At 43.6% G+C, this 25,893-nt stretch carries 21 protein-coding genes; 9 read left to right on the plus strand and 12 right to left on the minus strand.

Translation table 11 applies throughout. The features are described from left to right. The first annotated feature begins 23 nt into the window (after positions 1 to 23). Positions 24 to 1,571 (plus strand): SulP family inorganic anion transporter, encoded by a 1,548-nt coding sequence (locus tag ACMAZD_RS12045; RefSeq protein WP_435247401.1) that lies wholly within the window; start codon positions 24 to 26, stop codon positions 1,569 to 1,571. Between the two features lie 109 nt (positions 1,572 to 1,680). Here the strand turns inward: ACMAZD_RS12045 and ACMAZD_RS12050 are convergent, their stop codons facing one another. Continuing rightward, positions 1,681 to 2,130: a low molecular weight protein-tyrosine-phosphatase gene (locus ACMAZD_RS12050; protein ID WP_435247402.1), complete on the minus strand. Its 450-nt coding sequence runs from the start codon at positions 2,128 to 2,130 to the stop codon at positions 1,681 to 1,683. A gap of 84 nt (positions 2,131 to 2,214) precedes the next feature. Here ACMAZD_RS12050 and cobO point away from each other — a divergent pair, with 84 nt between their 5' ends. Further along, a complete protein-coding gene (cobO, locus tag ACMAZD_RS12055) occupies positions 2,215 to 2,820 on the plus strand; it encodes a cob(I)yrinic acid a,c-diamide adenosyltransferase (protein WP_435247403.1) in 606 nt (201 codons plus the stop codon). A gap of 223 nt (positions 2,821 to 3,043) precedes the next feature. Here cobO and ACMAZD_RS12060 read toward each other — a convergent pair whose 3' ends face one another. From ACMAZD_RS12060 to apbC, 3 genes are all read right to left on the minus strand, one after another. After that, a complete protein-coding gene (locus ACMAZD_RS12060) occupies positions 3,044 to 5,170 on the minus strand; it encodes an AsmA family protein (protein ID WP_435247404.1) in 2,127 nt (708 codons plus the stop codon). A 107-nt stretch (positions 5,171 to 5,277) separates the two neighbouring features. After that, positions 5,278 to 5,919: a uridine kinase gene (gene udk / locus ACMAZD_RS12065; protein WP_102437004.1), complete on the minus strand. Its 642-nt coding sequence runs from the start codon at positions 5,917 to 5,919 to the stop codon at positions 5,278 to 5,280. A 257-nt stretch (positions 5,920 to 6,176) separates the two neighbouring features. After that, positions 6,177 to 7,253, minus strand: coding sequence for an iron-sulfur cluster carrier protein ApbC (gene apbC, locus ACMAZD_RS12070; RefSeq protein ID WP_435247405.1), 1,077 nt, complete (start codon positions 7,251 to 7,253; stop codon positions 6,177 to 6,179). A gap of 157 nt (positions 7,254 to 7,410) precedes the next feature. On the opposite strand from apbC, the gene metG reads away from it, so the two are divergent. Both metG and ACMAZD_RS12080 read left to right on the plus strand, forming a co-directional pair. Further along, positions 7,411 to 9,483, plus strand: a complete 2,073-nt coding sequence (gene metG, locus ACMAZD_RS12075; RefSeq protein ID WP_435247406.1) for a methionine--tRNA ligase — start codon at positions 7,411 to 7,413, stop codon at positions 9,481 to 9,483. Between the two features lie 188 nt (positions 9,484 to 9,671). Then, positions 9,672 to 10,151: a DUF1456 family protein gene (locus ACMAZD_RS12080; RefSeq protein WP_435247407.1), complete on the plus strand. Its 480-nt coding sequence runs from the start codon at positions 9,672 to 9,674 to the stop codon at positions 10,149 to 10,151. Between the two features lie 139 nt (positions 10,152 to 10,290). On the opposite strand, the gene fadR is transcribed toward ACMAZD_RS12080, so the two are convergent. Further along, complete coding sequence (gene fadR / locus ACMAZD_RS12085) at positions 10,291 to 11,130, minus strand: fatty acid metabolism transcriptional regulator FadR (protein WP_435247408.1); 840 nt, start codon at positions 11,128 to 11,130, stop codon at positions 10,291 to 10,293. Positions 11,131 to 11,770: 640 nt separating this feature from the next. Between fadR and nhaB the strand changes: the two genes are divergently transcribed. Both nhaB and dsbB read left to right on the plus strand, forming a co-directional pair. After that, entirely contained in the window at positions 11,771 to 13,363 is a 1,593-nt protein-coding gene (gene nhaB, locus ACMAZD_RS12090; protein ID WP_435247409.1) for a Na(+)/H(+) antiporter NhaB, read from the plus strand. Between the two features lie 131 nt (positions 13,364 to 13,494). Further along, positions 13,495 to 14,019, plus strand: coding sequence for a disulfide bond formation protein DsbB (dsbB, locus tag ACMAZD_RS12095; protein ID WP_435247410.1), 525 nt, complete (start codon positions 13,495 to 13,497; stop codon positions 14,017 to 14,019). 126 nt (positions 14,020 to 14,145) lie between these two features. Here the strand turns inward: dsbB and ACMAZD_RS12100 are convergent, their stop codons facing one another. Further along, complete coding sequence (locus ACMAZD_RS12100) at positions 14,146 to 14,766, minus strand: SEC-C metal-binding domain-containing protein (RefSeq protein ID WP_435247411.1); 621 nt, start codon at positions 14,764 to 14,766, stop codon at positions 14,146 to 14,148. 181 nt (positions 14,767 to 14,947) lie between these two features. On the opposite strand from ACMAZD_RS12100, the gene dusC reads away from it, so the two are divergent. After that, entirely contained in the window at positions 14,948 to 15,904 is a 957-nt protein-coding gene (dusC, locus tag ACMAZD_RS12105; protein WP_435247412.1) for a tRNA dihydrouridine(16) synthase DusC, read from the plus strand. A 118-nt stretch (positions 15,905 to 16,022) separates the two neighbouring features. On the opposite strand, the gene ACMAZD_RS12110 is transcribed toward dusC, so the two are convergent. Beyond that, positions 16,023 to 16,991, minus strand: coding sequence for an ABC transporter substrate binding protein (locus ACMAZD_RS12110; protein WP_435247413.1), 969 nt, complete (start codon positions 16,989 to 16,991; stop codon positions 16,023 to 16,025). 297 nt (positions 16,992 to 17,288) lie between these two features. Further along, on the minus strand, positions 17,289 to 17,741 hold the full coding sequence (gene yfbV, locus ACMAZD_RS12115) for a terminus macrodomain insulation protein YfbV (protein WP_435247414.1): 453 nt from the start codon (positions 17,739 to 17,741) through the stop codon (positions 17,289 to 17,291). A 342-nt stretch (positions 17,742 to 18,083) separates the two neighbouring features. Between yfbV and ACMAZD_RS12120 the strand changes: the two genes are divergently transcribed. Continuing rightward, positions 18,084 to 19,280: an acetate kinase gene (locus tag ACMAZD_RS12120; RefSeq protein ID WP_017088570.1), complete on the plus strand. Its 1,197-nt coding sequence runs from the start codon at positions 18,084 to 18,086 to the stop codon at positions 19,278 to 19,280. A gap of 146 nt (positions 19,281 to 19,426) precedes the next feature. Continuing rightward, a complete protein-coding gene (gene pta, locus ACMAZD_RS12125; RefSeq protein WP_102266328.1) occupies positions 19,427 to 21,592 on the plus strand; it encodes a phosphate acetyltransferase in 2,166 nt (721 codons plus the stop codon). 91 nt (positions 21,593 to 21,683) lie between these two features. Here pta and ACMAZD_RS12130 read toward each other — a convergent pair whose 3' ends face one another. From ACMAZD_RS12130 to oppC, 4 genes are all read right to left on the minus strand, one after another. Continuing rightward, positions 21,684 to 22,622, minus strand: coding sequence for a glutathione S-transferase family protein (locus ACMAZD_RS12130; protein ID WP_435247415.1), 939 nt, complete (start codon positions 22,620 to 22,622; stop codon positions 21,684 to 21,686). 354 nt (positions 22,623 to 22,976) lie between these two features. Further along, positions 22,977 to 23,963 carry a murein tripeptide/oligopeptide ABC transporter ATP binding protein OppF gene (oppF, locus tag ACMAZD_RS12135; RefSeq protein WP_435247416.1) on the minus strand — a complete coding sequence of 329 codons (987 nt, stop codon included), beginning with the start codon at positions 23,961 to 23,963 and terminating at the stop codon, positions 22,977 to 22,979. Further along, positions 23,960 to 24,931: an ABC transporter ATP-binding protein gene (locus tag ACMAZD_RS12140; RefSeq protein WP_017078105.1), complete on the minus strand. Its 972-nt coding sequence runs from the start codon at positions 24,929 to 24,931 to the stop codon at positions 23,960 to 23,962. The genes oppF and ACMAZD_RS12140 overlap by 4 nt, the downstream gene beginning before the upstream one ends. Before the next feature lie 51 nt (positions 24,932 to 24,982). After that, complete coding sequence (oppC, locus tag ACMAZD_RS12145; RefSeq protein WP_435247417.1) at positions 24,983 to 25,885, minus strand: oligopeptide ABC transporter permease OppC; 903 nt, start codon at positions 25,883 to 25,885, stop codon at positions 24,983 to 24,985. Between the last annotated feature and the right edge of the window lie 8 nt (positions 25,886 to 25,893).

Raw genomic sequence — 25,893 nt, forward strand, 5'->3', positions numbered from 1 at the left:
ATTTTAAGCATAGCTGAGCAAACATGTTCGAATTCCCACAATTTTCAAAGCACTCTGTAAAAAATGATGTGCTTTCAGGTCTAACAGTAGCCCTAGCTCTGGTACCTGAAGCCGTAGCATTCGCCTTTGTTGCAGGCGTTGACCCAATGGTTGGTCTTTACGCAGCGTTCATCGTAGGTTTAATCACTTCTGTCTTCGGCGGTCGTCCAGGTATGATTTCTGGTGCAACTGGCGCAATGGCTGTAGTAATGGTGAGCCTAGTAGCAACTCACGGCGTTCAATACCTCTTTGCGGCAGTTATGCTGGCTGGCCTTCTGCAAATTGCAGCGGGGGTATTCAAGTTAGGTAAATTTATCCGTATTGTTCCACACCCAGTAATGATTGGTTTCGTGAACGGTTTGGCAATTGTGATCTTCCTAGCACAGCTTGGACAGTTTAAAGCACCAGACGTAACAGGTGCATTAACTTGGCTACCAAGCGGTCAAATGACACTAATGTTAGGCTTAGTTGCACTAACAATGGGTATCATCCACTTCCTGCCTAAACTAACAACTGCAGTACCATCCTCACTGGTTGCTATTGTTACGGTAACTGCTTTGGTTGTAGGCCTTGATCTTGAAACTCGCACTGTTGTTGATTTCCTACGTACTATGTCTGGTGACGAAGCAGCAACACTTGCAGGCTCTCTACCAACGTTCTCTATTCCGGCTGTTCCGGTTTCTTTCGAGACGCTACAAATCATCCTGCCATACGCTATTATCCTTGCGGCTATCGGCTTGATTGAGTCTCTACTGACACTAACGGTACTAGACGAAATGACAAACACTCGTGGTCAATCTAACCGTGAATGTGTGGGGCAAGGTATGGCTAACGTAACGTGTTCAGTATTTGGCGCGATGGGTGGTTGTGCAATGATCGGTCAATCGATGATCAACGTAAACTCAGGTGGTCGTGGTCGTCTTTCAGGTATCGTTGCTGCAGTTGCACTACTGATGTTCATCCTGTTTGGCTCTGCACTTATCGAAATAATTCCTCTAGCAGCGCTAGTTGGTGTTATGTTTATGGTTGTTATCGGTACGTTTGAATGGGCAACGTTCAAACTGGCTCGTCGCGTTCCTAAGCAAGACTTCTTCGTTATCGTTCTTGTAACTGTCGTTACAGTGCTAACAGACCTAGCAGTAGCGGTTGGTGTGGGTGTTGTTGCTTCTGCACTAATGTTTGCGTGGCAACATGCTAAACACATCTACGCAGACACATCAGTAAACGCTGAAGGCTCAAAAGAATACAAAGTTAACGGTCCAATCTTCTTTGGTTCAACCGCTAACTTCCTTGAGTTGTTTGACTCACACAACGATCCACAAGATGTTATCGTTGACTTTGCAAACTCTCGAGTGACTGACCACTCAGCAATTGAAGCAATCGACACGATTGCCGATCGTTATGCAGCACTAGGTAAGACTCTTCACCTTCGTCACCTAAGCCAAGACTGTGTTGCTATGCTGCACAAAGCGGGTAGCCTAGTTGAAGCGAATGTTGCAGAAGACCCTATCTACAAAGTAATGTCTAAGTAATCTTAGACATTACTTATCGTTAGTTTTAGAAAGGCCGACTTTGAATGTCGGCCTTTTTTATATCTGCCGTTTTATATCTATTGCGGAAACACGGAACATAGCTTCGACGTTAAATAGATCGCAATATCGCTTCGCTAGACTCTTCAATTAAATCCAGCACCAACTCAAAACCATTCCCTTCGCCATAATACGGGTCGGGTATCTCTTGATATTGTGACTCTCCAAAGCTCAAGAATAGCGCAATCTTGTATTGCAGATGAGCTGGACACAGGCTCATTAAATCATCCCAATTTGCCTTATCTGCCGCGAGTATTAGATCATACTCTTCAAAGTCATTCATCACTAATTTGCGTGACGTAATGCCTTTGAAGCTGTAACCACGTTTCTCACCTGCTGACTTTGAACGAGAATCTGGTGGGTTGCCTTGATGAAAGCCAATCGTCCCTGCAGAATCTACAATAACATCCACTTCTAGTTGATTAGCCTTCTTCCTTAATACCGCTTCACCTGTTGGCGAGCGACAAATATTACCCATACAAACAACGAGTATCTTCTTCATTCGTAATCACCTGTTCTGCCGATGGTTTTTGCTATGGTTAAGTTAGGCTATGATAGGTGCAATCACAACTTAAAAGGATTTGTTATGTCGACTGAAGACAACAAAGAACAACGCCATAAAGCAAGGCAACAGAAAGTAAAAGAACAAGTCGATACACGTATCGCAGCTGCGCAAGAAGTGAAAGGCCTGTTATTGATTATCACTGGTAACGGTAAAGGCAAGTCAACATCAGGATTTGGCACCATCACTCGTGCCGTCGGTCATGGTAAGAAATGTGCGGTCGCTCAGTTTGTAAAAGGAACTTGGGATAACGGCGAAAAGAATGTTCTCCAAAAGCTGGATGTTGAATTCCAAGTCATGGGAACTGGTTTTACATGGGAAACTCAAGACAAGAAAAAAGATATTGAAGCCGCACAACGTATCTGGAAAGAATGTCAGCGTATGCTAGCTGATGAGTCCATTGATGTGATTCTGTTTGATGAGCTGACTTATATGGTGAGTTACGGCTACATCGAGTTAGATGAAGTGGTAAAGGCTCTCAACAACCGTCCGAAAATGCAATCGGTGATCATTACTGGTCGTGGTGCGCATCGAACTCTGACAGAGATGGCGGACACGGTATCTGAAGTTCGTAACGTGAAGCACGCTTTCGAATCCGGAGTTAAAGCGCTTCAAGGCATTGACTGGTAATCACCTTTGACAAAAGGTTCCCGACTCAGTCATTCTTCTCTCTAGAGGATGACAACTCTTTAGTGTTACTCCCTTAAATAAAGGACGAGCACCGAGCGTCATTCCCTAGAGCGAGGTACGAGCATCATAGGGAGTCTCTCTTGCTTATTATCAGCGCACAAACAAAAGCGCCATACCTGCAACAGGAATGGCGATTCTTTTATATACGAGTTAGAAATAAAGGTTAGTTAAAGAAGCCTTTCAACAAACTATCAACCGCTTCTTTGGTTTTCTCGTCTTTGATCTTATCCGTTAGCTTGTTCACGCCACGGTCGATCTCTTTTTGTGCTTTTTGTTTCAACACATCATCAAAAACAAGCGCAAATTTCGGATCAGCCCACTTGCCAGTCACCTTAATAGGAATCGTCACATCTTTCAGGTCATCGATGCTCTTACCACCCTGACCTTCTAATGAACCAACAATTGACGTTCTTACTAAGAAATCGACCGTTTCATTGATGAAATTTGCTTTGCCTTGACCAGTCACACGTAATAGTGGCGACTGTGCCGATAAGTCATTAGTTGAAACCCAACCTTTATCTACTTTCAGTGTTGCTTTCATTGCACTGAAATCAGTTTTTTGAGCATCATTTTTACTTTCGACTTTTTCGCCTTTGATAATCGCGTAGTTTTCTCGAATCAGTTGAGCAACGTTGATGCCATTCACTGCGCCATCTTCAAAATTAATCGCGATGGTTCCAACTAGGTTCTTCTTGATTCCAGTTGGTGTCAGGCTCTTACCTTTCACGTTAACATCAATATTACCGGTACCTTCCAGCATGTCGTTGTTCGCAACATCAACCAATAGTGGTTGAACCTTCACGCCTTTGATTTTCTTTTTAGCCGTGTAAGTCGCTGGTGTTTTACGAGCGTCTAACTTAGCGGTAGCAGAAATAGAACCTTGGTAAAGATTCGATGTGAATGATGTTAGCTCTGCGATACCACGGTTAACAGAGAACGCTGTTATAACGTTCTGCATTTTTGCATTGCTCGCCTTGAACTTATCAATCGTGATGTCACCTTTCACGTCGAGCGTTTTCAGTGCCGAAAGATCCGGTTCTACTTCTCTCATAGGAGCCGAGCTGCCAGTATTTGAAGTGGAGCCACCAGCGGAACCAGAACGAACCGTATTTGCTGTCTCAGTTGTGTTGTCTAAACCTAAGAATTCATCTAAATCGATGTTCGGGCTATGAAGAGAAAAACGAACTTTTGGTATTTCAGATAACGTTACGTCGGCTTTACCATCTAACGCAATAGAATTAGCTTGCAGCTTCTCCAACACAAAGCTCAAGTGGCTCTTAGTTAGATCAAAGCTTAGGTCAGACAACATATCCACTTTCATTGGTGACTGAGGAAGCGTGTCGCCTTTGAATGTTGAGTCTAACGTTAACTTGTTCAATGTTACTTTTGAAATCGCGCTATCAACCGTTAGCTCACCACCACCTTTAAGATCAAGGTCAAGGCCAGCGGCTTTACCAATCACAGCGTAAGTCAGTTGGTTAACCTTATCGAACTCAAACGTATTCAAGCCAATCTTCGCCGACTCGATCGACGTTGCTGGATCATTGAATTTAGCGTTGAGGTCAATATTGCGTAGTGCGTAACTTGCGAAGCCTTCCGCTAATTTGAATTCAGCGCTGCCGTTAGCAGAGAACTTCTGTTGGTTGTTTTCACCAGAAGCAGCAAACGTCGCAGTTGTCCATGTATCCACTGCAAACTCTGATAAGTTCAAAGACACATCGTATAATTTAGTGAATGAACCCGCTTGTTTGTCATCCATTTCAAACAGTGCGTTTGAGATAGTGACACCCGCAAGGTTAATCGTCCAACCAGATGCTTCAGTTGCGCTTTGTTCTTGAGGCGCTGGTGCTGATTCAGAATTTGCATCTACGGCAGGTTCAGACTCTTGAGGAGCTGGCGCTTGTGTCAACGCATCGATGTTCTTGCGACCATCTTTAAGCGTTTCCAAATAGAACTCTGCACCATCTAGAGTGATATTACCGATCTCTAGTTGGTTGCTGAATAGCGGAGTAACCGAAACGTCAACGCCAACAGTATCAACCTTAAACAGGTTTGGTTGGGTGAACCCTTCAGGGTTACGTAATTCAGTTTGACCAAGTTCAAAACCAATAGATGGGAAGAATTGCCAACTGATATCGCCCTCTATCACAAGTTCTAGGCCTGTGTGTTTCTGAGCTTGTTCGACAATTAATGGCTTGAATTGGTTGGGGTTCACTAACAGCACTAGTGCCAGAATTGCTATGACAACAACAAACACTGGTACAGCTATGAAAATGAGTAGTTTCTTCATCCGCATATTCCTTGCTTAGATTCCAAAAGAAAGTGGCACTATAAAAGTGCCACTGATTCGGTAAAAAATAAAGCTAAGTTAATCACTTAGACAAAAATTTTACTTAATTAAGATTTCAACAACTTCGCAATGTGCGCTTTTAGCACGTCAATCGCGATGCGGTTTTTACCACCACGTGGAACGATGATGTCTGCATGTTGTTTTGAAGGCTCAATAAACTGCATAAACATTGGACGTACTGTTTGCTGATATTGCTTAAGTACCGTGTCCATTGTACGACCACGTTCTTCTACATCACGCTTAACACGACGTAACAGACAGATATCTAACGGCGTGTCCATAAACACACTTGCGTGCATCAATTTACGTAGACGTGGATCTGTTAGTAGCAGAATACCTTCTAAAATGATCACTTTCTTAGGTGTAAGTGTAGTCGTTTCAGAAGTACGTGTGTGCTCTGTGTAGCTGTATTCAGGAACTTCTACCGCATTGCCACTCATTAGCTGCTGTAGGTGTTCACATAATAGATCATGATCCAGTGCATTTGGGTGATCGTAGTTAGTTTTAACACGCTCTTCCATACTCAAGTGGCTTTGGTCGCTGTAGTAGCAATCTTCCGTGATAACACCAATTTGATGGTCGCCTACTTTCTCGCGCAACTCATTATAAATTGTACTAGCAATCAGACTTTTTCCTGATGCTGAAGCGCCAGCGATACCTACGATGACACATTGATTATTATCAGACATTAATTTTGCACCCGATATGGTTTGGTGGTGGGAAGAGATAACCGTCTGATTATAGGGGCTAAACAACATAGATTCTAGTCGCCATTCTTGCTAATTGCAGTCAAATTGATGTTCTCTATACATAAAATGAATACAATCGTTTGCTTTCGAATAACTAGCGTACAACTATTTGCACAAACCCAACGGCTATCTAGACAGATACAAAAGCTATTTATCTCACCCAAACATTATTTATACGACTTTAAGACTTACCTGCTCTAATCAACCATCAAAAAGTTAATCGCTTCCGGTCTCGCTTTTCCCGTCCAGAACATCTTCGCAGCAACATTTTCAGCCAACTCAAGGTAGTGACGAGTGTGCTCGCTTTCCGGACGACGTACAACGGTTGGGCAGCCCGCATCGATGTCTTCTCGCACATCAATATGCAGTGGAATTTGCGCCAAAATATCAAGGAAGAATTCTTCCGACATGACTTCTGCACCACCAGCACCGAAGATATGCTCTTTCTCGCCACAGTGACTACAGATATGGTAGCTCATGTTTTCCACTAAGCCTGCAACCGGCACGCTCACTTTATCGAACATCGCCACGCCTTTGCGTGCATCAGCCAATGCCAGATCTTGAGGTGTTGTCACGACTACCGCGCCCGTTACAGGAATCTGCTGCGAAAGCGTTAGCTGAATATCACCCGTACCCGGTGGCATGTCGATAACAAGGTAATCCAGTTCTGGCCATACTGTTTCATTCACGAGCTGACCTAATGCCTTAGCCGCCATTGGACCGCGCCAGATAGCAGCATCGTCTTTTGATACAAGGTAACCGATAGAATGAGTAAAAATGCCATGAGCTTCGATTGGCATCATCCATTTGTTATTCTGTACTTCTGGCTTTGCGTCTAGTTGACCAAGCATCATAGGAACTGATGGGCCATAGATGTCTGCATCTAATAATCCAACTTTAGAGCCTGATTTAGACAAAGCTAGAGCAAGGTTCACAGAGGTTGTTGATTTGCCCACCCCACCCTTTGCAGAGGTCACGGCGATGATGTTCTTCACGCCTTTCAATGGAGTAGCAACCGTGGTTTCTAACGCTGACGGCTTCACATTCACTTCAAATTGGAAAGCACTCACTAGTTGCTGTTCAATTTGAGAGTTGATCCACTGTTCCAGTTCAACCACGAGCTGATTGGCAGCAAAAGGTAAAGTAATGACGAATGATCCGCGAGGATCAACCGATACAATATTTTGGTATAGCGCCCACTCTGATATGAGGATTGGTGACTCGAACTCATTCAACCATGAACAGAAATCTTGCTTAGAAGTAAAGTTACGCATTGGGGCTCCTTTTTTATTTATGCTATCACCCACGAGATGAAGACTGAACCCCTAAAAAACTAGGGGAATCCTTTGTCTGATACCTTGGCGTATCACACGTTATAAAGTAGTATTACCTCTCAAAATTTATACCTATCAAAAAAGCGAATTATTAAGTATGGCAACTGATCCAAGACAACTTTTGGTAACTTGTGCGCTTCCGTACGCTAACGGCTCTATTCACCTTGGTCATATGCTTGAGCATATCCAAGCTGATATCTGGGTTCGATACCAGCGTCTACGTGGCAACACTGTAAACTTCATCTGTGCTGACGATGCTCACGGCACGCCAATTATGCTTAAAGCTCAACAGATGGGTATCACACCAGAAGAGATGATCGCTGCTGTTAGTGAAGAGCACCAAAAAGACTTCGCTGGCTTTGATATCAGCTTTGATAACTACCACAGCACACATAGCGAAGAGAACCGTGAACTGGCTTCTCACATCTATCTAGAACTTAAAAAGAACGGTTTCATCTCTAGCCGTACTATTTCTCAGCTTTTCGATCCTGAGAAAGAGATGTTTCTTCCAGACCGTTTTGTAAAAGGTACTTGCCCTAAGTGTAAGTCAGAAGACCAATACGGTGATAACTGTGATAACTGTGGTGAGACATACAGCCCAACTGAACTGATTAATCCTAAATCAGCAGTTTCTGGCGCAACTCCAGTAATGAAAGACTCTGAGCACTTCTTCTTCGATCTACCTCAGTTCGAAAGCATGCTTAAAGAGTGGACTCGTTCTGGCTCTCTACAGAATGAAACTGCGAACAAAATGCAGGAATGGTTCGAGTCTGGCCTACAACAGTGGGATATCTCACGTGATGCACCTTACTTCGGCTTCGAAATACCAGGCGAAAAAGACAAGTTCTTCTACGTATGGCTTGATGCGCCTGTTGGCTACATGGCTTCTTTTAAGAACCTATGTGACAAACGCGACGATCTAGACTTCGACGAATACTGGAAGAAAGATAGCACAACTGAGCTTTACCACTTCATCGGTAAAGATATTGTGTACTTCCACTCTCTATTCTGGCCTGCAATGCTAGAAGGTTCTGGTTTCCGCAAGCCAAACAACGTATTCGTACACGGCTACGTAACCGTAAACGGCGCGAAGATGTCTAAGTCAAAAGGCACATTCATCAAAGCAAGTACGTACCTAAACCACCTAGACCCTGAATGTCTACGTTACTACTATGCTGCTAAGCTAAACAGCCGTATCGACAATCTAGACCTTAACCTTGAAGATTTTACTCAACGTGTAAACGCTGACGTAGTAAACAAGATTGTTAACTTGGCTTCTCGTAACGCAGGCTTCATCACCAAGCGTTTCGAAGGCAAGCTTTCTGCTGAATTTGCAGAACCAGAGCTTTACAAAGAATTCGTAGCAGCTGCTGAGCGTATCGGCCAACTATACGAAACTCGTGAGTTCAGCCGCGCTATTCGTGAAGTAACGGCACTCGCTGACAAAGCTAACCAGTACATCGACGAAAAAGCACCTTGGGTTCTTGCAAAAGAAGAAGGTAAAGAGAAAGAGCTTCAAGAGGTTTCTTCTGTAGGTATTAACCTATTCCGCGTACTAATGGCTTACCTGAAACCCGTAATGCCAGAGCTAGCCGCTCGCACTGAAGCTTTCCTAAACGAAGAGCTAACGTGGGAAGCGATTGCTACTCCGCTAACTGATCACGAAATCACTAAGTTCAAGGCGCTATTTAGCCGTATTGATCCGAAGAAAGTGGAAGCAATGATCGAGTCTTCTAAAGAAGACGCAGCCGCTGAAGCAGCCGCTGAAGCAGCAGCAAAAGAAAAAGCAGAAGCGGAAAAAGAGCAAGCAAGCCAAACTGAGCTAGACAAAGAGCCAATCGCAGATGAGATTGAGTTCGATGCCTTTGCAGCAGTCGATATGCGTATTGCTCGTATCATCTCTTGTGAAGAAGTACCAAAAGCGAACAAACTGCTGAAATTCCAATTGGACATCGGTGGTGAGACTCGCCAAGTATTCTCTGGTATCAAGTCAGCATACAAACCTGAAGAGCTAGAAGGCAAGCTAACTGTCATGGTAGCAAACCTTAAACCTCGTAAGATGAAGTTTGGTATGTCTGAAGGCATGATCCTAGCTGCAGGCCCTGGTGGAAGCGACTTGTGGATCCTTGAACCACACGAAGGTGCTCAACCAGGTATGCGTGTAATGTAATGCCGATTTAACCGCTTAAAAATCCCTATAACAGCCATGTTATGGGGATTTTTTATATCTATGGAAAACAAGCGTTCTCTGTTAGAGTCGCGCTCAACTATGCTATGTAGAGTAAAGTGTGCTTTATCAAATCCAATATGTTTGATTGGAGCCATATTCACTCCCAGATACCTTTTTAGGACTACCCTGTGACTAACAATGAAATCTTGCGTCGTATTCAACACGCACTAAACCTTAAAAATGCACAAATCATCAAAGCTATTGAACAAGCTGACGTTACCGTTGCTCACGATAAAGTGATTAACTGGCTGAAAGACGATAACGACAAGTCATGCGCGACGATGAAAGACAAAGAGTTAGCGGTATTTCTAAATGGTTTCATCAATCTGAAGCGTGGCAAGAAAGAAGGTGAGCAGACAAAACCTGAAGTTGCGCTAACGAACAACATGATTTTCATGAAGCTGCGTATCGCGCTAAACATGAAAGCTGAAGATGTGCTTAATGCACTAGAAGTTGTTGGTGTGAGCTTAAGTAAATACGAGATCGGCGCTTACTTCCGCAAGCCAGAAAATAAGAACTACAAAGTGTGCGAAGACCAATTACTTTGTGATTACTTAAATGGCGTTCAGTTTACTAACCGCCCAGACTCAGAAGAGTTTGCGGGGTAAGTTACTACTTATAGGTAAGTTACCAACTAGCGATATATAAAAAGCGGCGAGATAATCAAATTATCTCGCCGCTTTTTTGTTTTCTTTACGTCGTTGACTTAATAAGTAAACCAACCTAACCGTACTTTAATGAAAAAACTTAGCTGTCGTCTTCAGTAAAGTTGGTTGGCAACGTTGTTTTCATCTCGTTCCAAATCTGTGCGCTTGCAATACCGTAGTTACGAATCACAAGTGGTAAATTCTCACGCTCACCGCTTTCACAAATCACAAATAAGTTTTTGTAGAACTCCATGGCTAAACGACGAGCTTCCGGATTAGAGAAGTAGTAGCTGCCAACACGGTCATACAGTTTACGAACGCCGTTAAAAATCAGGCCATAAATTTGGTTACCTGAATGGAATGCTAAACGTTGGAAAAGCATGTAATCATAGAAATTAAACGTCTTAGCGACTAAGATCGCTTGGCGCTTCGCTTCATCTTTTTCTACGTCTTCTTTCACTGATTGTTTGATCTTGTCAGCATACGGAGAAGACTCAAGGAATTCATCCCATGTCGGTGCCGCAAGTAACGCTTCACAAGATTCAATCACGTTAGTAATCGTACGCTCAGAAGCTTCTTTATTTGCTTTGAATGCATAACGCATAAAGATTGGACTGATATTGGTACGTGCAGCAAGCAAATCTTCGACCATTTTACTTGCGTTATCAACGTCCAGCGTCATTAACGTATCTAGAATATGAAGACCTGAGGTTTCCATAAACTGGTTAACTTTAGTTGGCTTGCCGTGTTGGATCGTCAACCAACCATCACGAGCAAGACGCTGTAGTACTTCACGAAGCGTAGTACGTGTAACACCAATCAGTTCAGAAAGCTCACGCTCTGCGGGCAAGATAGAACCTGGAGCGAAACGGCCATTCCAAATACTTTCAATGATATACTTTTCTGCAAATCCTGCCGGGCTCTTCGCCTTAATGACCATCTACACTTCAATCCAATTTAATTATTATGTTCTAATTTACTCATCATACCACTAGTCTTACCTAGCTGAAATACCCCTAAAAACTTTACTCACCCAAATACAACAGTAGAGCTAAAGCTCTAAAGCTCAGTACACGTTTGCACCTAGAGTTTGAAAAGCAAGTGACTATAAATCATCATTCCAACAACTTATTAACACAACATAAAACGTTAAAAATCATAAACATTACTCATATTTACAAGGTAATTAAAATGCAACATTAAGTTGTAATAATCACACATAAACAGTCTTTATTATGTTGATTTCAATCATTTCGCTGAAATATTGATTCTAGTCGGTTTTTATCACATTTTAAGTGGTATGCTTGCGCTACTTTGATCGCGTTTCTCAACAAAAAAGAGGTATTTTTAGTGCTACAGGGCTTTTCCTGTTGACTAAATGTTATCTAAGAGTAAAGTTGCGCTCAAAAATAAGCAGTGCTTGAGTTTCTAAGGGAGTGACTTGGCAAGACCACAGAACATTACATGGAATGTAGTTTTTCTAAGTCACTGTTAGTTATGGTTTTTAATCAATTTTATAGCTCGATTCTCAAAATGTTGTATTGCTTGTCTATTCATAATCAACATAAAAGAGTATTAACATGCCGATGTCTCTCGGAAACGCTTTTATCAAGAACTTTCTTGGTAAAGCTCCTGATTGGTATAAACTTGCCATCATTTCCTTTTTAATCATCAACCCGTTTATTTTTTTCCTAGTTGACCCATTTTTTGCGGGCTGGCTGTTGGTGGTTGAGTTTATTTTCACTCTAGCTATGGCTCTAAAATGCTACCCTCTTCAACCGGGTGGTTTATTAGCCATTCAAGCCGTCGCCATTGGCATGACTAAACCTGAAATGGTTTATCACGAGCTCCAAGCAAACCTTCCTGTATTACTCTTACTAGTATTCATGGTTGCTGGTATTTACTTCATGAAAGAACTGCTTTTGTTCATTTTCACGAAGATCTTACTTGGTATCCAATCCAAAGCCTTACTCTCTGTCGCTTTCTTTGTCGCAGCTGCCTTCTTATCAGCATTCCTAGACGCACTAACAGTAATCGCCGTTGTTATCAGCGTTGCAGTTGGCTTCTATTCTATCTACCACAAGGTGGCATCAGGTAAAGGCACTACGTCTGCACACGATCATACTCACGATGAAGAAATCTCTGAGCTCACTCGTGATGATTTAGAAAACTACCGTGCTTTCCTACGTTCATTACTTATGCACGCAGGAGTGGGTACAGCCCTCGGTGGTGTAATGACCATGGTAGGCGAACCACAAAACTTGGTAATTGCTAAGCAAGCAGGTTGGGAGTTCGGTGAATTTATCATCCGTATGCTGCCAGTAACATTACCTGTATTCATCTGTGGCATTATCACTTGTGCACTTGTAGAGAAATTCAAAGTATTTGGCTACGGCGCAGAGCTGCCAAATAACGTTCGCCAAATCTTAGTTGAATTTGACAACAAAGAACGCGCAAACCGTACAAAACAAGACGTAGCAAAACTATGGGTTCAAAGTGCAATAGCAGTTTGGCTTATCGTAGGCCTTGCTCTTCACGTGGCTGAAGTAGGTTTGATTGGCCTTTCAGTTATCATCTTGGCAACAGCATTTACTGGTGTAATTGAAGAGCACTCAATGGGTAAAGCCTTTGAAGAAGCGCTACCATTTACTGCGCTTCTTGCTGTCTTTTTCGCTGTCGTTGCGGTAATCATTGACCAGGGACTGTTTAAGCCAGTGATCGATGCAGTACTTCACGTTGAAGATAAAGGTGCACAGCTCGCACTATTCTATTTGGCTAACGGTATCTTATCGATGGTTTCAGATAACGTGTTCGTCGGTACGGTTTACATCAACGAAGTGAAAACAGCACTGGTTGAAGGCATCATCACTCGTGACCAATTTGACCTACTTGCTGTCGCTATCAACACAGGTACTAACCTACCTTCTGTTGCTACGCCAAACGGTCAAGCTGCATTCCTATTCTTATTAACATCAGCACTTGCCCCGTTAATTAGACTGTCTTACGGCCGCATGGTTATCATGGCTTTGCCATACACTATCGTACTGGCTCTTGTTGGCCTTGCTGGTATCGTATTCTTTGTTGAACCAATGACAGCCTGGTTCTACGATGCAGGTTGGATCGTTCAACGCACTGGTGAAGTCGTTGCTCCAGTGATCTCTGGTAGTCACTAATCCGATTTTGTGCTGCGAAACACAATAAGTGTATTTAGCTAATCAAAAATATTAGTTGATTAGGAAACTTATCCAAGATAAAAAGCTCTGAGTATTCAGAGCTTTTTTATTTTATAGACGGGATTAAATTCGTGAACTTTTTTGCAATGCTCAAAGACTTCTCTAAGGGACGTTTATCTTGGCTTTTACTGCTGGCTTTCATACTATTTTTTGAAGCATGTGCCCTTTTCTTCCAGCACGTAATGATGCTTGGCCCTTGCGTGATGTGTATATATGAACGCGTCGCCATGCTTGCTATCGGTGTCGCAGCAATGATTGGCGCTATTGCCCCAAATAACCCGATATCACGTTGGCTAGGCCTTGCTGGTTGGGGATTTGGCGCATACAAGGGTTTGATGCTTGCTCTAGAGCACGTTGACTACCAGTTCAACCCGTCTCCTTTCGCAACCTGTGATTTATTCGTCACCTTCCCTAGCTGGGCGCCTCTAAACCAATGGGCTCCGTGGATGTTTGAAGCTTACGGCGATTGCAGCAAGGTTGTGTGGCAGTTCTTAGAGCTTTCTATGCCTCAATGGCTGGTTATCATCTTCGCGGGTAACTTGGTTGCTTTCGGCTTTGTTGTTGTTTCTCAATTCGTTAAATCAAAGAATGACTAACAATTAGCTCGTCATGTTCAGAAACGAAAAAGTCGACCAATAGGTCGACTTTTTTATTGCTTAAACTTTTTATCAGTTGAAGAAAGTCTGTTGCTCATTCAAGCTTAATCTATCAACAAGTCTCGATTAACTGTTTTTACCGCAGCATTGCTTGAATTTCTTGCCACTTTCACACGGACATAGATCGTTTCGACCAATGTCTTTAAATGGGTTCACGCTTTGTGACTTATTTCCCAACATAGCTTCATCTGCCGCCAGTGCCACTTCAGAAATCATCAAGTCAATCTGACCAACCAACTCTGCAAGCGATGGCGGATTTTGAAGACCAGCAGCGACCATTTGCTGTTGGGTTTGTTCTTCATCGATTGCTAGCATCAATGTCGTTAGCAGCGCTTGTAACATGCGCAGCGTACCATCTGCTACTGTCACACTTTGCCACTGCTCTTCAATTGTAGGCCAAACCATCATAAAGCCTTCCGCGAAATCAGCGAATTGCTCGTTAAAGTCACCTTCAGAAAACACATCTGCTAGTAAGTATTCACTACGCTGAATCAGGTTGTGCTGACGGTTAATTTGTTCTGTAACGATTGTTACCAGCTCTTTACCCGCTTCAGGCGCGACGATAGCTAGCCACTCTTCTGGATCTAATGGTTTAGTCGCTAAGTTAGAAGCAAGAATTGCACCTTCAATAAACTGCGGTGTAATGTCTGTGACTTGTTCTGGTAGGCTTAATAATTGATATGTCATGAAAGCTCGAGTGTTTTAAATCATTTTGTCCATTATAGCGTTATCAAGCTCAGCATGTCGCCACTAACTGATCAAGTAAACATAACAACAGGTGCTCCACTCTCATAGTGACAATCCTGTGAGCAAGCCGTACAATCACGCCTCTAATTTTCGGTCCACTCAGTTTCGGTAAAACAACAGCATGCGAGTAATACTTGGCCCTATGGAGGGCGTTCTTGATCATCTAATGCGCGAAATTCTTACAGAGATTAATGACTATGATCTCTGTGTCACAGAATTCGTACGTATCGTTGATCAACTTCTTCCCCCGCATGTTTTCCACCGTATTTGCCCTGAATTACACCAAGGCTCTCAAACCATGGCAGGTGTACCTATTCACCTCCAACTTCTTGGACAACACCCAAATTGGATGGCTGAGAATGCGTTCCAAGCGGCCAGCTTAGGCGCTAAAGGTATCGATATTAACTTTGGGTGCCCTGCGAAAGCGGTAAACAAAAGTAATGGTGGAGCGTCACTGCTAAAAGAACCAGATCTCATCTATCAAGTGGTGAAAGCTTGTCGTGAAGCGGTACCTGCACACATTCCCGTGTCCGCAAAAATTCGATTAGGTTGGGAACATCCCGAAGAGTGCTTTGAAATTGTCGACGCTATCGAGCAAGCAAAAGCTGACGAACTCACCGTCCATGCGCGAACTAAAGTTGGCGGCTATAAAGCCAGTGAAATCAAATGGAATTATATTAATCAGATCCGCCAGAAGACATCGCTACCTTTGATCGCGAATGGTGAGATTTGGAATTATCAAGACGGGCAAGATTGCATTAAAACGACTGGGGTTGATTCACTCATGGTTTGCCGTGGTGCTTTCAACGTTCCAAACCTTGGTAATGTCGTTAAGCACAACCACCAAAAAATGCCGTGGGATAGAGTAATCGCACTTTTACTGCGCTATTCAGAGTTTCAAATTAAAGGGGATAAAGGCATGTACTACCCCAACAGAGTGAAACAGTGGTTTGTCTATTTAAGTAAAGGCTACCCTGAAGCGAACGAACTGTTTAAAGAAATTCGTACTTTCAAGAAAGCGCCGCCTATAGTAGAGCGCCTACAACGTTATCAAGAAGAGAATTTCCACTCAGCTTAACCATGTCATAGCAAGGGAGAGTCATCAGCCACTCACTTCCTTATAAAGCACAAGGCTTCAATAACGTGGTTAAAATTCGATTCTGTCTTTACCGGTCGTCTTAACCACGTAAAGCTTCTCATTGCTGATGTAGCTTCGCTCGTTCCACCACAGATTCAGGTATCGTCACACCTAATTTTTGAGCAGCGTCTAAGTTCACCACCAATTGCGAGCTCTGTGCAGTCTTCACATCTAACTGACCGGGTTTTTGACCGGCCAAAATCGCAGCCACATAATCTGCGGTTTGAACGCCTACGTCATAATAATCTAGTCCTAAACCTGCAATAGCGCCCTTTCCAACGTAAGAAGTTGCTCCTGCGACTACTGGGGTACCTGATTGATTTGCTGCTTGGATTAGATCTTCAATACCGCTTGCTACCGTGTTGTCGGTCAGCGCGTAGATAACATCTGATTTCTTAGCGACAGATTCAGCTTTTAATTCGACATCATCAATAGTCAGTGCCGTTTCGGTATAAAGTTTGAATCCATTCGCTCGCGCTGCTTTCTTCAATAGCTTAATCAATGCAACCGCATTGGCTTCTGCAGGATTGTAGACAACACCAATTGAACTTGCCTCGGGGAGCAGTTCTTTAATCAAAGATACGTGTTGCGACACAGGGGAGAGATCAGAAAGACCGGTCACGTTTTTTCCGGGGTTGTTGAGTTGTTTAACTAGCCTTGCACCGATCGGGTCAGTCACAGCGGTAAATACAATTGGAATAGATCGAGTCGCGGAGACCAATGCTTGCGAGGTCGGTGTGGCTATACCAACTAATACTTGAGGGTTTTCGCTAGCCAACTCTCTTGCTATTTTTGCCGCTTGCGCCGGACTACCATCGGCCATTTCATAGGAGAACTCTAGATTTTTTCCTGGCTCATAACCTTTCGCTCTTAACCCTTCAAGAAGCCCCAGACGTGTCGCGTTCAGATCAGGATGGTCGACAACTTGTGAGACCGAGACTTTAGCGATATTTGCCATCACGTGGCCTGTCCATAGTAGCAGGAAGCAGCTTAAAGTCGCCGTTAATACTCTTCTTGCAGAACCCATCAATACTCCCTTCATCAAGCTCTCGTTGTTATTGCTCGATCTAAAGAGAACAACATTAAATTCATTATTGATAGTATTACCAGTAACCATTGATAAGTTGAAGTGATATTGAACAAAAACACAACAATTCTCGAATTATGTGAGAAAAGGTAAGTTTGATTGAGTTATTAGGTAAGAAACGAAGTGAATAACGAGAGATAAGTGAAACGAATAATAAAGATTAAACTGAACGAATCTGAGAGCAAGCCAACATCGATGTGTAGCTGTCCTCAGACGATAGGAGAAGGGCAGATATTCTTAGAACCAACGTTCCATTGAAGATTTATCTAACTGTTGGAACGCGCGATTCAAAATGATCGCCAATTCTTTATAACGAGGGCGTGGTTTCATTGGTTCCAATGCAAAACCCGTTTCGCTGATTTTCTCATGCAACTCTCGATACCACGAAACCAATGCTGGCGGTAATTGAGTGTTCGAACGGTTACCTAACCACCACATGCCTTGAAGTGGCAAGCTGATCGCAAATAACGCCATAACCACAGCTTGCGGCATTGCATGATAATTATTGAAGACCATTTGTGTAAGAATACTAATAGCGGCTATCGCTGGCATCACTTTCACACCAAAACGAGTGGCTTTAATGATACGCTGTTCAGGGAAGATAGCGTTTAACTCTTTTCGAACAGGCCAGAGATCCATGTATTTTTGGCCATCTTTTAAACTGCTCGCTAAACCAACTCTATTACTCATATGAGTCTCCCATTAAAAAAAAGTTGAAATCATCAACTAAAAACACAAAAATTTGACGAAAAATAATATTCTTTCAAATTTTTTTGTTATATTTGCACAATATCGCTATTATTTGCAGACCTCAATCTCATTGTTGCCCTTATTTACAATTTAAGCAACTTTGTGACGACTTCTGCAAGGAATGCAAAAGCCTCTTTTTCTGAAAAAGTGCGCTTTCACTTTAATACGGAAATTAACGTTTTTTGACCAAGGTTAGTACGCAAGCCTTTGTGCTTCGACTATTCTTGAGATTAATTTTCATCCTAACTGATTTCGATCAGAAAAATAAACAGGTAGTCATTAATGTCTAAGCTAGTTTTAGTTTTAAACTGTGGTAGTTCTTCTCTTAAATTTGCTGTTGTTGATGCAGAAACAGGTGCTGAGCACCTAACTGGTCTTGCTGAGTGTCTTGGTCTTCCAGAAGCCCGTATGAAGTGGAAACTTGATGGCAAGCACGAAGCACAACTAGGCGCGGGCGCAGCTCACGTAGAAGCACTATCTTTCATGGTAGAAACTATTCTTGCTTCTAAGCCTGAGCTTAAAGCTAACCTTGGCGCTATCGGTCACCGTATCGTTCACGGTGGCGAACAGTTCACTAAATCAGCGCTTATCACTGATGAAGTACTTAAGGGTATTCAAGACGCTGCAACTTTTGCACCTCTTCACAACCCAGCTCACCTTATCGGTATCGAAGCAGCTCAACAGAACTTCCCTGGCCTACAAAACGTTGCTGTATTTGACACTGCGTTCCACCAAACAATGCCTTCTGAGTCTTACCTATACGCTCTACCGTACAACCTGTACAAAGAGCACGGCATCCGTCGTTACGGCATGCACGGTACTTCTCACCTGTTCATTACTCGTGAAGTAGCTGGTCTACTAAACAAGCCAGTTGAAGAAGTTAACATCATCAACTGTCACCTAGGTAACGGCGCATCTGTATGTGCTATCAAGAACGGTCAATCTGTAGATACTTCTATGGGTCTGACTCCTCTTGAAGGTCTAGTAATGGGTACTCGTTGTGGTGACCTAGATCCTGCGATCATCTTCCACCTACACGACGCTCTTGGTTACTCTGTTGAAGAAATCAACAACATGCTAACTAAAGAGTCTGGCCTAGCGGGCCTAACTGAAGTGACTTCTGACTGTCGTTTCGTTGAAGACAACTACGGAGAGAAAGAAGAAGCAACTCGTGCAATGGACGTGTTCTGTCACCGTCTAGCTAAGTACGTTGCTGGTTACACTGCAACTCTAGAAGGTCGTCTAGACGCAATCACTTTCACTGGTGGCATCGGCGAGAACTCTGGCCCAATCCGTGAAATGGTTCTTAACCGCCTAGGCATCTTCGGCATCGAAGTTGACAGTGAAGCTAACCTTAAAGCTCGTTTCGGCGGCGAAGGTACTATCACTACAGCTAACAGCCGTATCCCTGCAATGGTTATCTCTACTAATGAAGAGCTAGTAATTGCTGAAGACACTGCGAAACTAGCAGGTCTTTAATTGATTTTTCTGACTAGCTTCATTCGAAGCTAGTCAGTTTTTCATACTACGAAAATGGGGCTCAACTTCTATTCCTACCCCAATTTAAATATCGGTGGGAATAGCAGTTGAGCTTTTTTATTTCCAATAGTCAAAGGTGTTCGTCAATGTCCCGTACTATTATGCTTATCCCTACAAGCGCTGGTGTTGGTCTTACTAGTGTTAGCATGGGTGTTCTTCGCGCTATGGAGCGTAAGGGCGTAAGTGTTTCTTTCTACAAGCCAATCGCTCAACCTCGCAGCGGTGGTAACCAACCTGATTTAACGTCTACTATCATCAGCGCAAACAGCGACATTAAGATTGGTGAGCCAATCGCAATGACTAAAGCTGAAGCTTTGATCGGTAGCGAAAAAATGGACGAGCTTCTAGAGTCTGTTGTTGAGCAATACAACAAGATCAACAAAGACGCAGAAGTAACGCTTATCGAAGGTCTAGTACCTACTCGTAAGCACCCATTTGCTAACCAAGTGAACGCGGAAATCGCTAAAACACTAGGCGCAGAGATCGTATTCGTTGCGACTCCGGGTACATACAACCCTATTCAGCTTAAAGAGCACATCGAAGTAGCATGTTCTAACTTCGGCGGCACTAAGAACAAGAACATCTCAGGCGTTATTATTAACAAACTGAATGCACCAGTTGATGAAGCTGGCCGTACTCGCCCTGACCTTTCTGAAATCTTCGATGATGCAGATAGCGCTCAACAAGCGAACCTTGAAGTAATGCAAATCTTCAACTCTAGCCCTATCCGTGTTCTTGGCTGTGTGCCATGGAGCATCGACCTAATCGCAACTCGTGCGGTTGATATGGCTAAGCACCTTAACGCTGAAATCGTTAACGAAGGTGAAATCTCGACTCGTCGTATTAAGAGCATCACTTTCTGTGCACGTTCTCTACCGCACATGATTGAGCACTTCAAGCCAGGTTCACTGCTAGTCACTTCTGCAGACCGTCCTGACGTTATCGTTGCTGCGGCTCTTGCTGCGAAAAACGGTGTTGAAATTGGCGCAATCCTACTGACTGGCGGTTACGACATTCCAGAAAGCATTGCTAACCTTTGTGCACCAGCATTCGCTTCAGGTCTACCGATCTTCAAGGCTCAAGGTAACACTTGGCAGACGTCTCTTAACCTACAGAGCTTCAACCTAGAAGTACCTGCAGACGATAAAGAGCGTATCGAATTCGTTAATGATCACGTTGCTAGCCACATCGATGGCCCTTGGATTGATTCTCTATCTGAAGGTACTCAAGGCATTCGTCGTCTAAGCCCACCAGCATTCCGTTACCAGTTAACTGAATTTGCTCGTAAAGCGGCTAAGCGTATCGTTCTTCCTGAAGGTGATGAGCCACGTACTGTTAAAGCCGCTTCTATCTGTGCTGAACGCGGTATCGCAACTTGTGTGCTTCTTGGTAACCCAGACGAAATCCGTCGCGTTGCTGCACAACAAGGTGTTGAACTAGGCGCTGGCGTGGAGATCATCGATTCTGCATCTGTTCGCGAAAACTACGTAGCTCGTCTAGTAGAACTTCGTGGCGCTAAAGGTATGACTGAAGTGGTTGCTCGTGAGAAGCTAAACGATTCAGTATTCCTAGGCACTATGATGCTTGAAGCGGGTGAAGTTGACGGCCTAGTTTCTGGTGCTGTTCACACAACGGCGAACACAATCGTTCCTCCGTTCCAGATCATCAAGACGGCTCCTGATGCTTCTATCGTATCTTCTATCTTCTTCATGCTTCTGCCTGATCAAGTGCTTGTATACGGAGACTGTGCGATCAACCCAGATCCAACAGCGGAACAGCTTGCTGAAATCGCTATCCAATCTGCAGATTCTGCTGCGGCATTTGGTATCGACCCACGCGTTGCTATGATCTCTTACTCTACTGGTGAATCTGGTAAAGGTGCAGACGTAGATAAAGTACGTGAAGCAACCAAGCTTGCTCAAGCGAAACGTCCTGATCTAGTGATCGACGGTCCTCTTCAGTACGACGCAGCAATCATGGAAAACGTAGCCGCTTCTAAAGCGCCTAACTCTCCAGTTGCGGGTAAAGCAACAGTATTCGTATTCCCAGACCTAAACACTGGTAACACGACTTACAAAGCTGTACAGCGTTCAGCAGACCTAGTGTCTATCGGTCCAATGCTTCAAGGCATGCGCAAGCCAGTAAATGACCTGTCTCGTGGCGCTCTAGTAGACGATATCGTTTACACAGTAGCTCTAACGGCTATCCAAGCAGACCAAGCTGCTCAAGCTGAAGAAAAAGTAATTAACTAATTTTCTTTTGTAGAAAGCAAAAACCCTAGATTCTTATCTAGGGTTTTTTTATATCTAACGCTTAAAGTTATTTGATGATCTTAAGGTTAATCTAACCTCGCCCATGGGATGATTCTAAGTCTAGCGCAGGTCCTTTCGGCACAACTTGAGTTGGGTTGATACCTGTGTGGCTGTAATAGTAATGACGCTTGATGTGATAAAAGTCGGTCGTCTCTTTGATGCCTTCTATCTGGTAAAGCTCTTTTAAATAGCCCTGAATATGGACGTAGTCTGAAATTCGCTGCTTGTTACACTTAAAGTGGCCAACATATACTGCATCGAATCGAACCAGAGTGGTAAACAATCTCCAGTCTGCTTCTGTGATGTCATTACCCGCGAGATAACGATGTTCACTAAGATGTACATCTACTTTATCTAACGCCCCAAATAACGCGTCATACGCTTCTTCATAAGCTTCTTGTGTGGTTGCAAAGCCAGTACGATAAACGCCGTTATTGATGCTTGGATAGATATAGTCATTCCACTCATCAATCTTCTTGGACAATTCCCACGGATAGTAATCATCGGTATTGCCTGTTAACTCATTAAATTCTGAGTTGAACATGCGGATAATTTCAGAGGACTCGTTACTCACGATGGTGTGGGTTTTCTTATCCCACAGTACTGGAACCGTTACTCGGCCTGAATAGTCAGGTTTGGCTTGAGTGTAGATTTGGTGCATACGAGTGTGGCCAAACAGAGGTTCTGGCAAGCCCATTTGCCAGCCTTCGCTCATCATGTCTGGGCAAACCACTGTTACGTCAATATGATCGGTTAGGTCTTTCAGCTCTCGAAAGATAAGAGTGCGGTGTGCCCAAGGACAAGCTAACGATACGTATAGGTGATAACGACCACTTTCTGGCTCAAATTGCGCACCGGCTTTGTTCTCGATCCAACGGCGAAAGCCCGCATCTTCACGAACGAACTTACCACCGCTTTCTTTGGTGTCGTACCACACATCGTGCCAAACACCTTCAACTAACTTACCCATATCTAAACCCCTTTCATCCAAACTTTTATATACCAATCACAGTAAGTAAATGTTCAGAAATAGCGCAGAGAAAAGGCTTGAGAACAAGGAAGAATTTTTCTGTTAGTCGTTATTCTACAATCAAAAATTCTAACGCCGTTATCGAGCGTTTTAACAAGCTAGAATGAGCAGTTATTTACTACGATTGATATTAGTATAAGAAAAGCCCAGTTTTTCAAAACTAGAAGAAGTTGGCTTAGTTGTTCGAATTATTTGATGAAGGCTGTTCGGCGTGAAAGTTTAGACACAAAAAAAGCGCAACTCATAAAAAGTTGCGCTTAAGCCTGTCACAGGCTGAACCGTTTTAAATGGCTTCTAGACTCGTACGTGCAAGCAAGATACTGCGTGTACGTCATCGCCTTGAATGGTTGGCTTAGTTTGTGCGCAAGCCGCGGTTGCTTCAGGGCAACGAGTACGGAACACACAACCCGATGGTGGATTAATTGGTGATGGGAGATCACCCTCCAGCATCTGAATCGTTTTGCTGCGCTCTAAGCGTGGGTCTGGAATCGGAACTGCAGACATCAGTGCTTTGGTATATGGGTGTTTAGGATCTGAGAACAAGGCATCTGATTCGCCTAGCTCAACAGCATTACCTAAGTACATCACCAATACACGGTCAGAGATGTGTTTTACCACCGACAAATCGTGCGCAATGAATACCAGAGATAAACCTAGCTCTTTCTGTAGTTCTTTCAGAAGGTTAACTACTTGAGCTTGAATAGATACATCCAGTGCAGAAACAGGTTCATCACAGATGATCATCTTAGGCTTCAAGATAAGTGCACGTGCAATACCGATACGCTGACACTGACCACCTGAGAACTCATGCGGGTAACGGTTGATTACGTTTGGTAGTAGGCCAACCTTTGCCATCATCTCTTTAACTCGGTCCTTCACTTCTTGTTTAGAAAGTTCAGGGAAGAAAGTCTCTAGAGGCTCAGCAATGATGTCACCTACTGACATACGTGGGTTTAGCGATGCGAGTGGATCTTGGAAGATCATCTGAATCTCTTTACGAGTCTCACGACGTTTCACTTCTTGCATCTTAGTTAGGTCCTGACCTAACCACATCACTTGACCTTCAGTCGCTTCAACCAAACCGATAATTGCGCGTGCAAAAGTCGACTTACCACAACCAGACTCACCTACTACACCGAGCGTTTCGCCTTCGTAAAGGTGAACATCAACGCCATCAACCGCTTTAAGGTTTGATGGTTTTGCCCAAGGCCAAGCAGACTTAGCCGCAATGCTAAAGTGAACTTTCAGGTCTTTAATATCTAATAGTAATTCTTTACTCATTTTGTCCAAGTCTCCCAATCAGAAAAACAAGCACGCTGACGGTCTTTAGCAAATGGCTGCAAAATCGGTGCTTCTTGCTTACAACGGTCCATTACACGGTGACAACGGTCTTGGTAAGGACAACCTGTTGGTAGGCGAAGTAAGTTAGGTGGGTTACCTGGAATCGTCGGTAGAATTTCACCTTCGGTATCCAAACGAGGAATCGCTTTAAGCAGACCTTCCGCATATGGGTGGCTTGGCTCGTAGAAGATTTCATCAACCGTGCCGTATTCCATTGTACGACCCGCGTACATCACAAGTACTTTGTCACATGAGCCAGCAACCACACCTAAATCATGAGTGATCATGATGATTGCCGTATTGAACTCATCTTTAAGTTCGTTCAGCAATTCCATGATTTGCGCTTGAATGGTGACATCCAACGCCGTTGTTGGTTCATCAGCAATCAGTAGCTTTGGACGACATAACAAAGCCATTGCGATCATCACACGCTGACGCATACCGCCAGAAAATTCGTGTGGATACATGGTAATACGTTTCCGAGCTTCAGGGATTTTCACCGCTTCAAGCATACGTACTGATTCTTCAAACGCTTCTGCTTTACCCATACCTTTGTGCAGCATAAGTACTTCCATCAGCTGATCACATACTTTCATGTAAGGATTCAGTGACGTCATTGGATCTTGGAAGATCATCGCGATCTGCTCAGCTCGAACCTTGTTGAGCGCTTTTTCAGGCAGGTTAAGGATTTCATTGCCTTCAAACTTTGCACTGCCTGAGATGATGCCGTTCTTAGCCAGCAGCCCCATCAGTGCAAATACCGTTTGTGATTTACCTGAACCCGACTCACCAACAATACCCAGCGTTTCGCCTTGGTTAAGTGAGAAATTCAAGTCGTTTACTGCGGTTACGATACCATCTTGCGTGGTAAATTCGACGCGCAGATCTTTGACATCTAATAAGCTCATCATTGCTTCCTTCAATCTTTTATAGCTTTTGTATTTTTATTTGCTATTTCTTTATCTGTCTTTTGGATCAAGCGCGTCGCGCAGACCATCACCTACGTAGTTAAAGCAGAACAGCGTAACGACCATGAATGCCGCAGGGAAAGTCAGTTGCCAGATTGCAACTTCCATTGTTTGCGAACCTTCTTGAAGCAATGCGCCCCAACTTGTCATAGGCTCTTGAACACCAAGACCAAGGAAAGATAAGAATGATTCTGTAAGGATCATGCTCGGGATAAGTAGCGTTGAGTAAACCGCAACAATACCCAATACGTTCGGTACGATATGACGTGTAATGATTTTCCATTTGCTAACACCACATACGTGCGCAGCTTCAATGAATTCTTTACTACGTAAACTCAACGTTTGACCACGTACAATACGCGCCATATCAAGCCAAGCAATCGCACCAATCGCAACGAAGATTAGAATGATATTACGACCAAAGAAGGTCACCAGTACGATCACTAGGAACATGAATGGTACTGCGTACAAGATCTCTAGAATACGCATCATCACTCGGTCAGTACGGCCGCCAATGAAGCCTGAAGCTGCACCGTAAAGCGTACCAATCAGGACCGCTACAAATGCGCCCATCACACCAACCATCAATGAGATACGACCACCAATAAGAGTACGAACGTACAAATCACGGCCTAAGCTATCAGTACCAAACCAGTGATCCGCATTCGGACCTACGTGCATGGCGTACCAGTCAGTATCATCGTAAGCATGTTGCGCCAACATAGGTAAGAAGATTACCGAAAGCACCATGATAATTAGAATGAACAGACTGATCATTGCCGCTTTGTTGCGCATAAAACGAATACGCGCATCCTGCCACAAACTGCGACCTTCAATCTCTAAATTCTCAGAGAATTTTTCGACCGCTTCTAAATTTTCTTTTTTATTCAACATAACCAGTC

This window comes from Vibrio sp. nBUS_14 (assembly GCF_051201655.1).
Classification (GTDB): Bacteria; Pseudomonadota; Gammaproteobacteria; order Enterobacterales; family Vibrionaceae; genus Vibrio.

What these genes read in the sequence shown, in the direction of transcription:
- ACMAZD_RS12045 (WP_435247401.1), top strand. Translation starts at nt 24, where the DNA reads ATGTTCGAATTCCCACAATTTTCAAAGCACTCTGTAAAAAATGATGTG.
- ACMAZD_RS12050 (WP_435247402.1), bottom strand. Translation starts at nt 2,130, where the DNA reads ATGAAGAAGATACTCGTTGTTTGTATGGGTAATATTTGTCGCTCGCCA.
- cobO (WP_435247403.1), top strand. Translation starts at nt 2,215, where the DNA reads ATGTCGACTGAAGACAACAAAGAACAACGCCATAAAGCAAGGCAACAG.
- ACMAZD_RS12060 (WP_435247404.1), bottom strand. Translation starts at nt 5,170, where the DNA reads ATGAAGAAACTACTCATTTTCATAGCTGTACCAGTGTTTGTTGTTGTC.
- udk (WP_102437004.1), bottom strand. Translation starts at nt 5,919, where the DNA reads ATGTCTGATAATAATCAATGTGTCATCGTAGGTATCGCTGGCGCTTCA.
- apbC (WP_435247405.1), bottom strand. Translation starts at nt 7,253, where the DNA reads ATGCGTAACTTTACTTCTAAGCAAGATTTCTGTTCATGGTTGAATGAG.
- metG (WP_435247406.1), top strand. Translation starts at nt 7,411, where the DNA reads ATGGCAACTGATCCAAGACAACTTTTGGTAACTTGTGCGCTTCCGTAC.
- fadR (WP_435247408.1), bottom strand. Translation starts at nt 11,130, where the DNA reads ATGGTCATTAAGGCGAAGAGCCCGGCAGGATTTGCAGAAAAGTATATC.
- nhaB (WP_435247409.1), top strand. Translation starts at nt 11,771, where the DNA reads ATGCCGATGTCTCTCGGAAACGCTTTTATCAAGAACTTTCTTGGTAAA.
- ACMAZD_RS12100 (WP_435247411.1), bottom strand. Translation starts at nt 14,766, where the DNA reads ATGACATATCAATTATTAAGCCTACCAGAACAAGTCACAGACATTACA.
- dusC (WP_435247412.1), top strand. Translation starts at nt 14,948, where the DNA reads ATGCGAGTAATACTTGGCCCTATGGAGGGCGTTCTTGATCATCTAATG.
- ACMAZD_RS12110 (WP_435247413.1), bottom strand. Translation starts at nt 16,991, where the DNA reads ATGGGTTCTGCAAGAAGAGTATTAACGGCGACTTTAAGCTGCTTCCTG.
- yfbV (WP_435247414.1), bottom strand. Translation starts at nt 17,741, where the DNA reads ATGAGTAATAGAGTTGGTTTAGCGAGCAGTTTAAAAGATGGCCAAAAA.
- ACMAZD_RS12120 (WP_017088570.1), top strand. Translation starts at nt 18,084, where the DNA reads ATGTCTAAGCTAGTTTTAGTTTTAAACTGTGGTAGTTCTTCTCTTAAA.
- pta (WP_102266328.1), top strand. Translation starts at nt 19,427, where the DNA reads ATGTCCCGTACTATTATGCTTATCCCTACAAGCGCTGGTGTTGGTCTT.
- ACMAZD_RS12130 (WP_435247415.1), bottom strand. Translation starts at nt 22,622, where the DNA reads ATGGGTAAGTTAGTTGAAGGTGTTTGGCACGATGTGTGGTACGACACC.
- oppF (WP_435247416.1), bottom strand. Translation starts at nt 23,963, where the DNA reads ATGAGTAAAGAATTACTATTAGATATTAAAGACCTGAAAGTTCACTTT.
- ACMAZD_RS12140 (WP_017078105.1), bottom strand. Translation starts at nt 24,931, where the DNA reads ATGAGCTTATTAGATGTCAAAGATCTGCGCGTCGAATTTACCACGCAA.
- oppC (WP_435247417.1), bottom strand. Translation starts at nt 25,885, where the DNA reads ATGTTGAATAAAAAAGAAAATTTAGAAGCGGTCGAAAAATTCTCTGAG.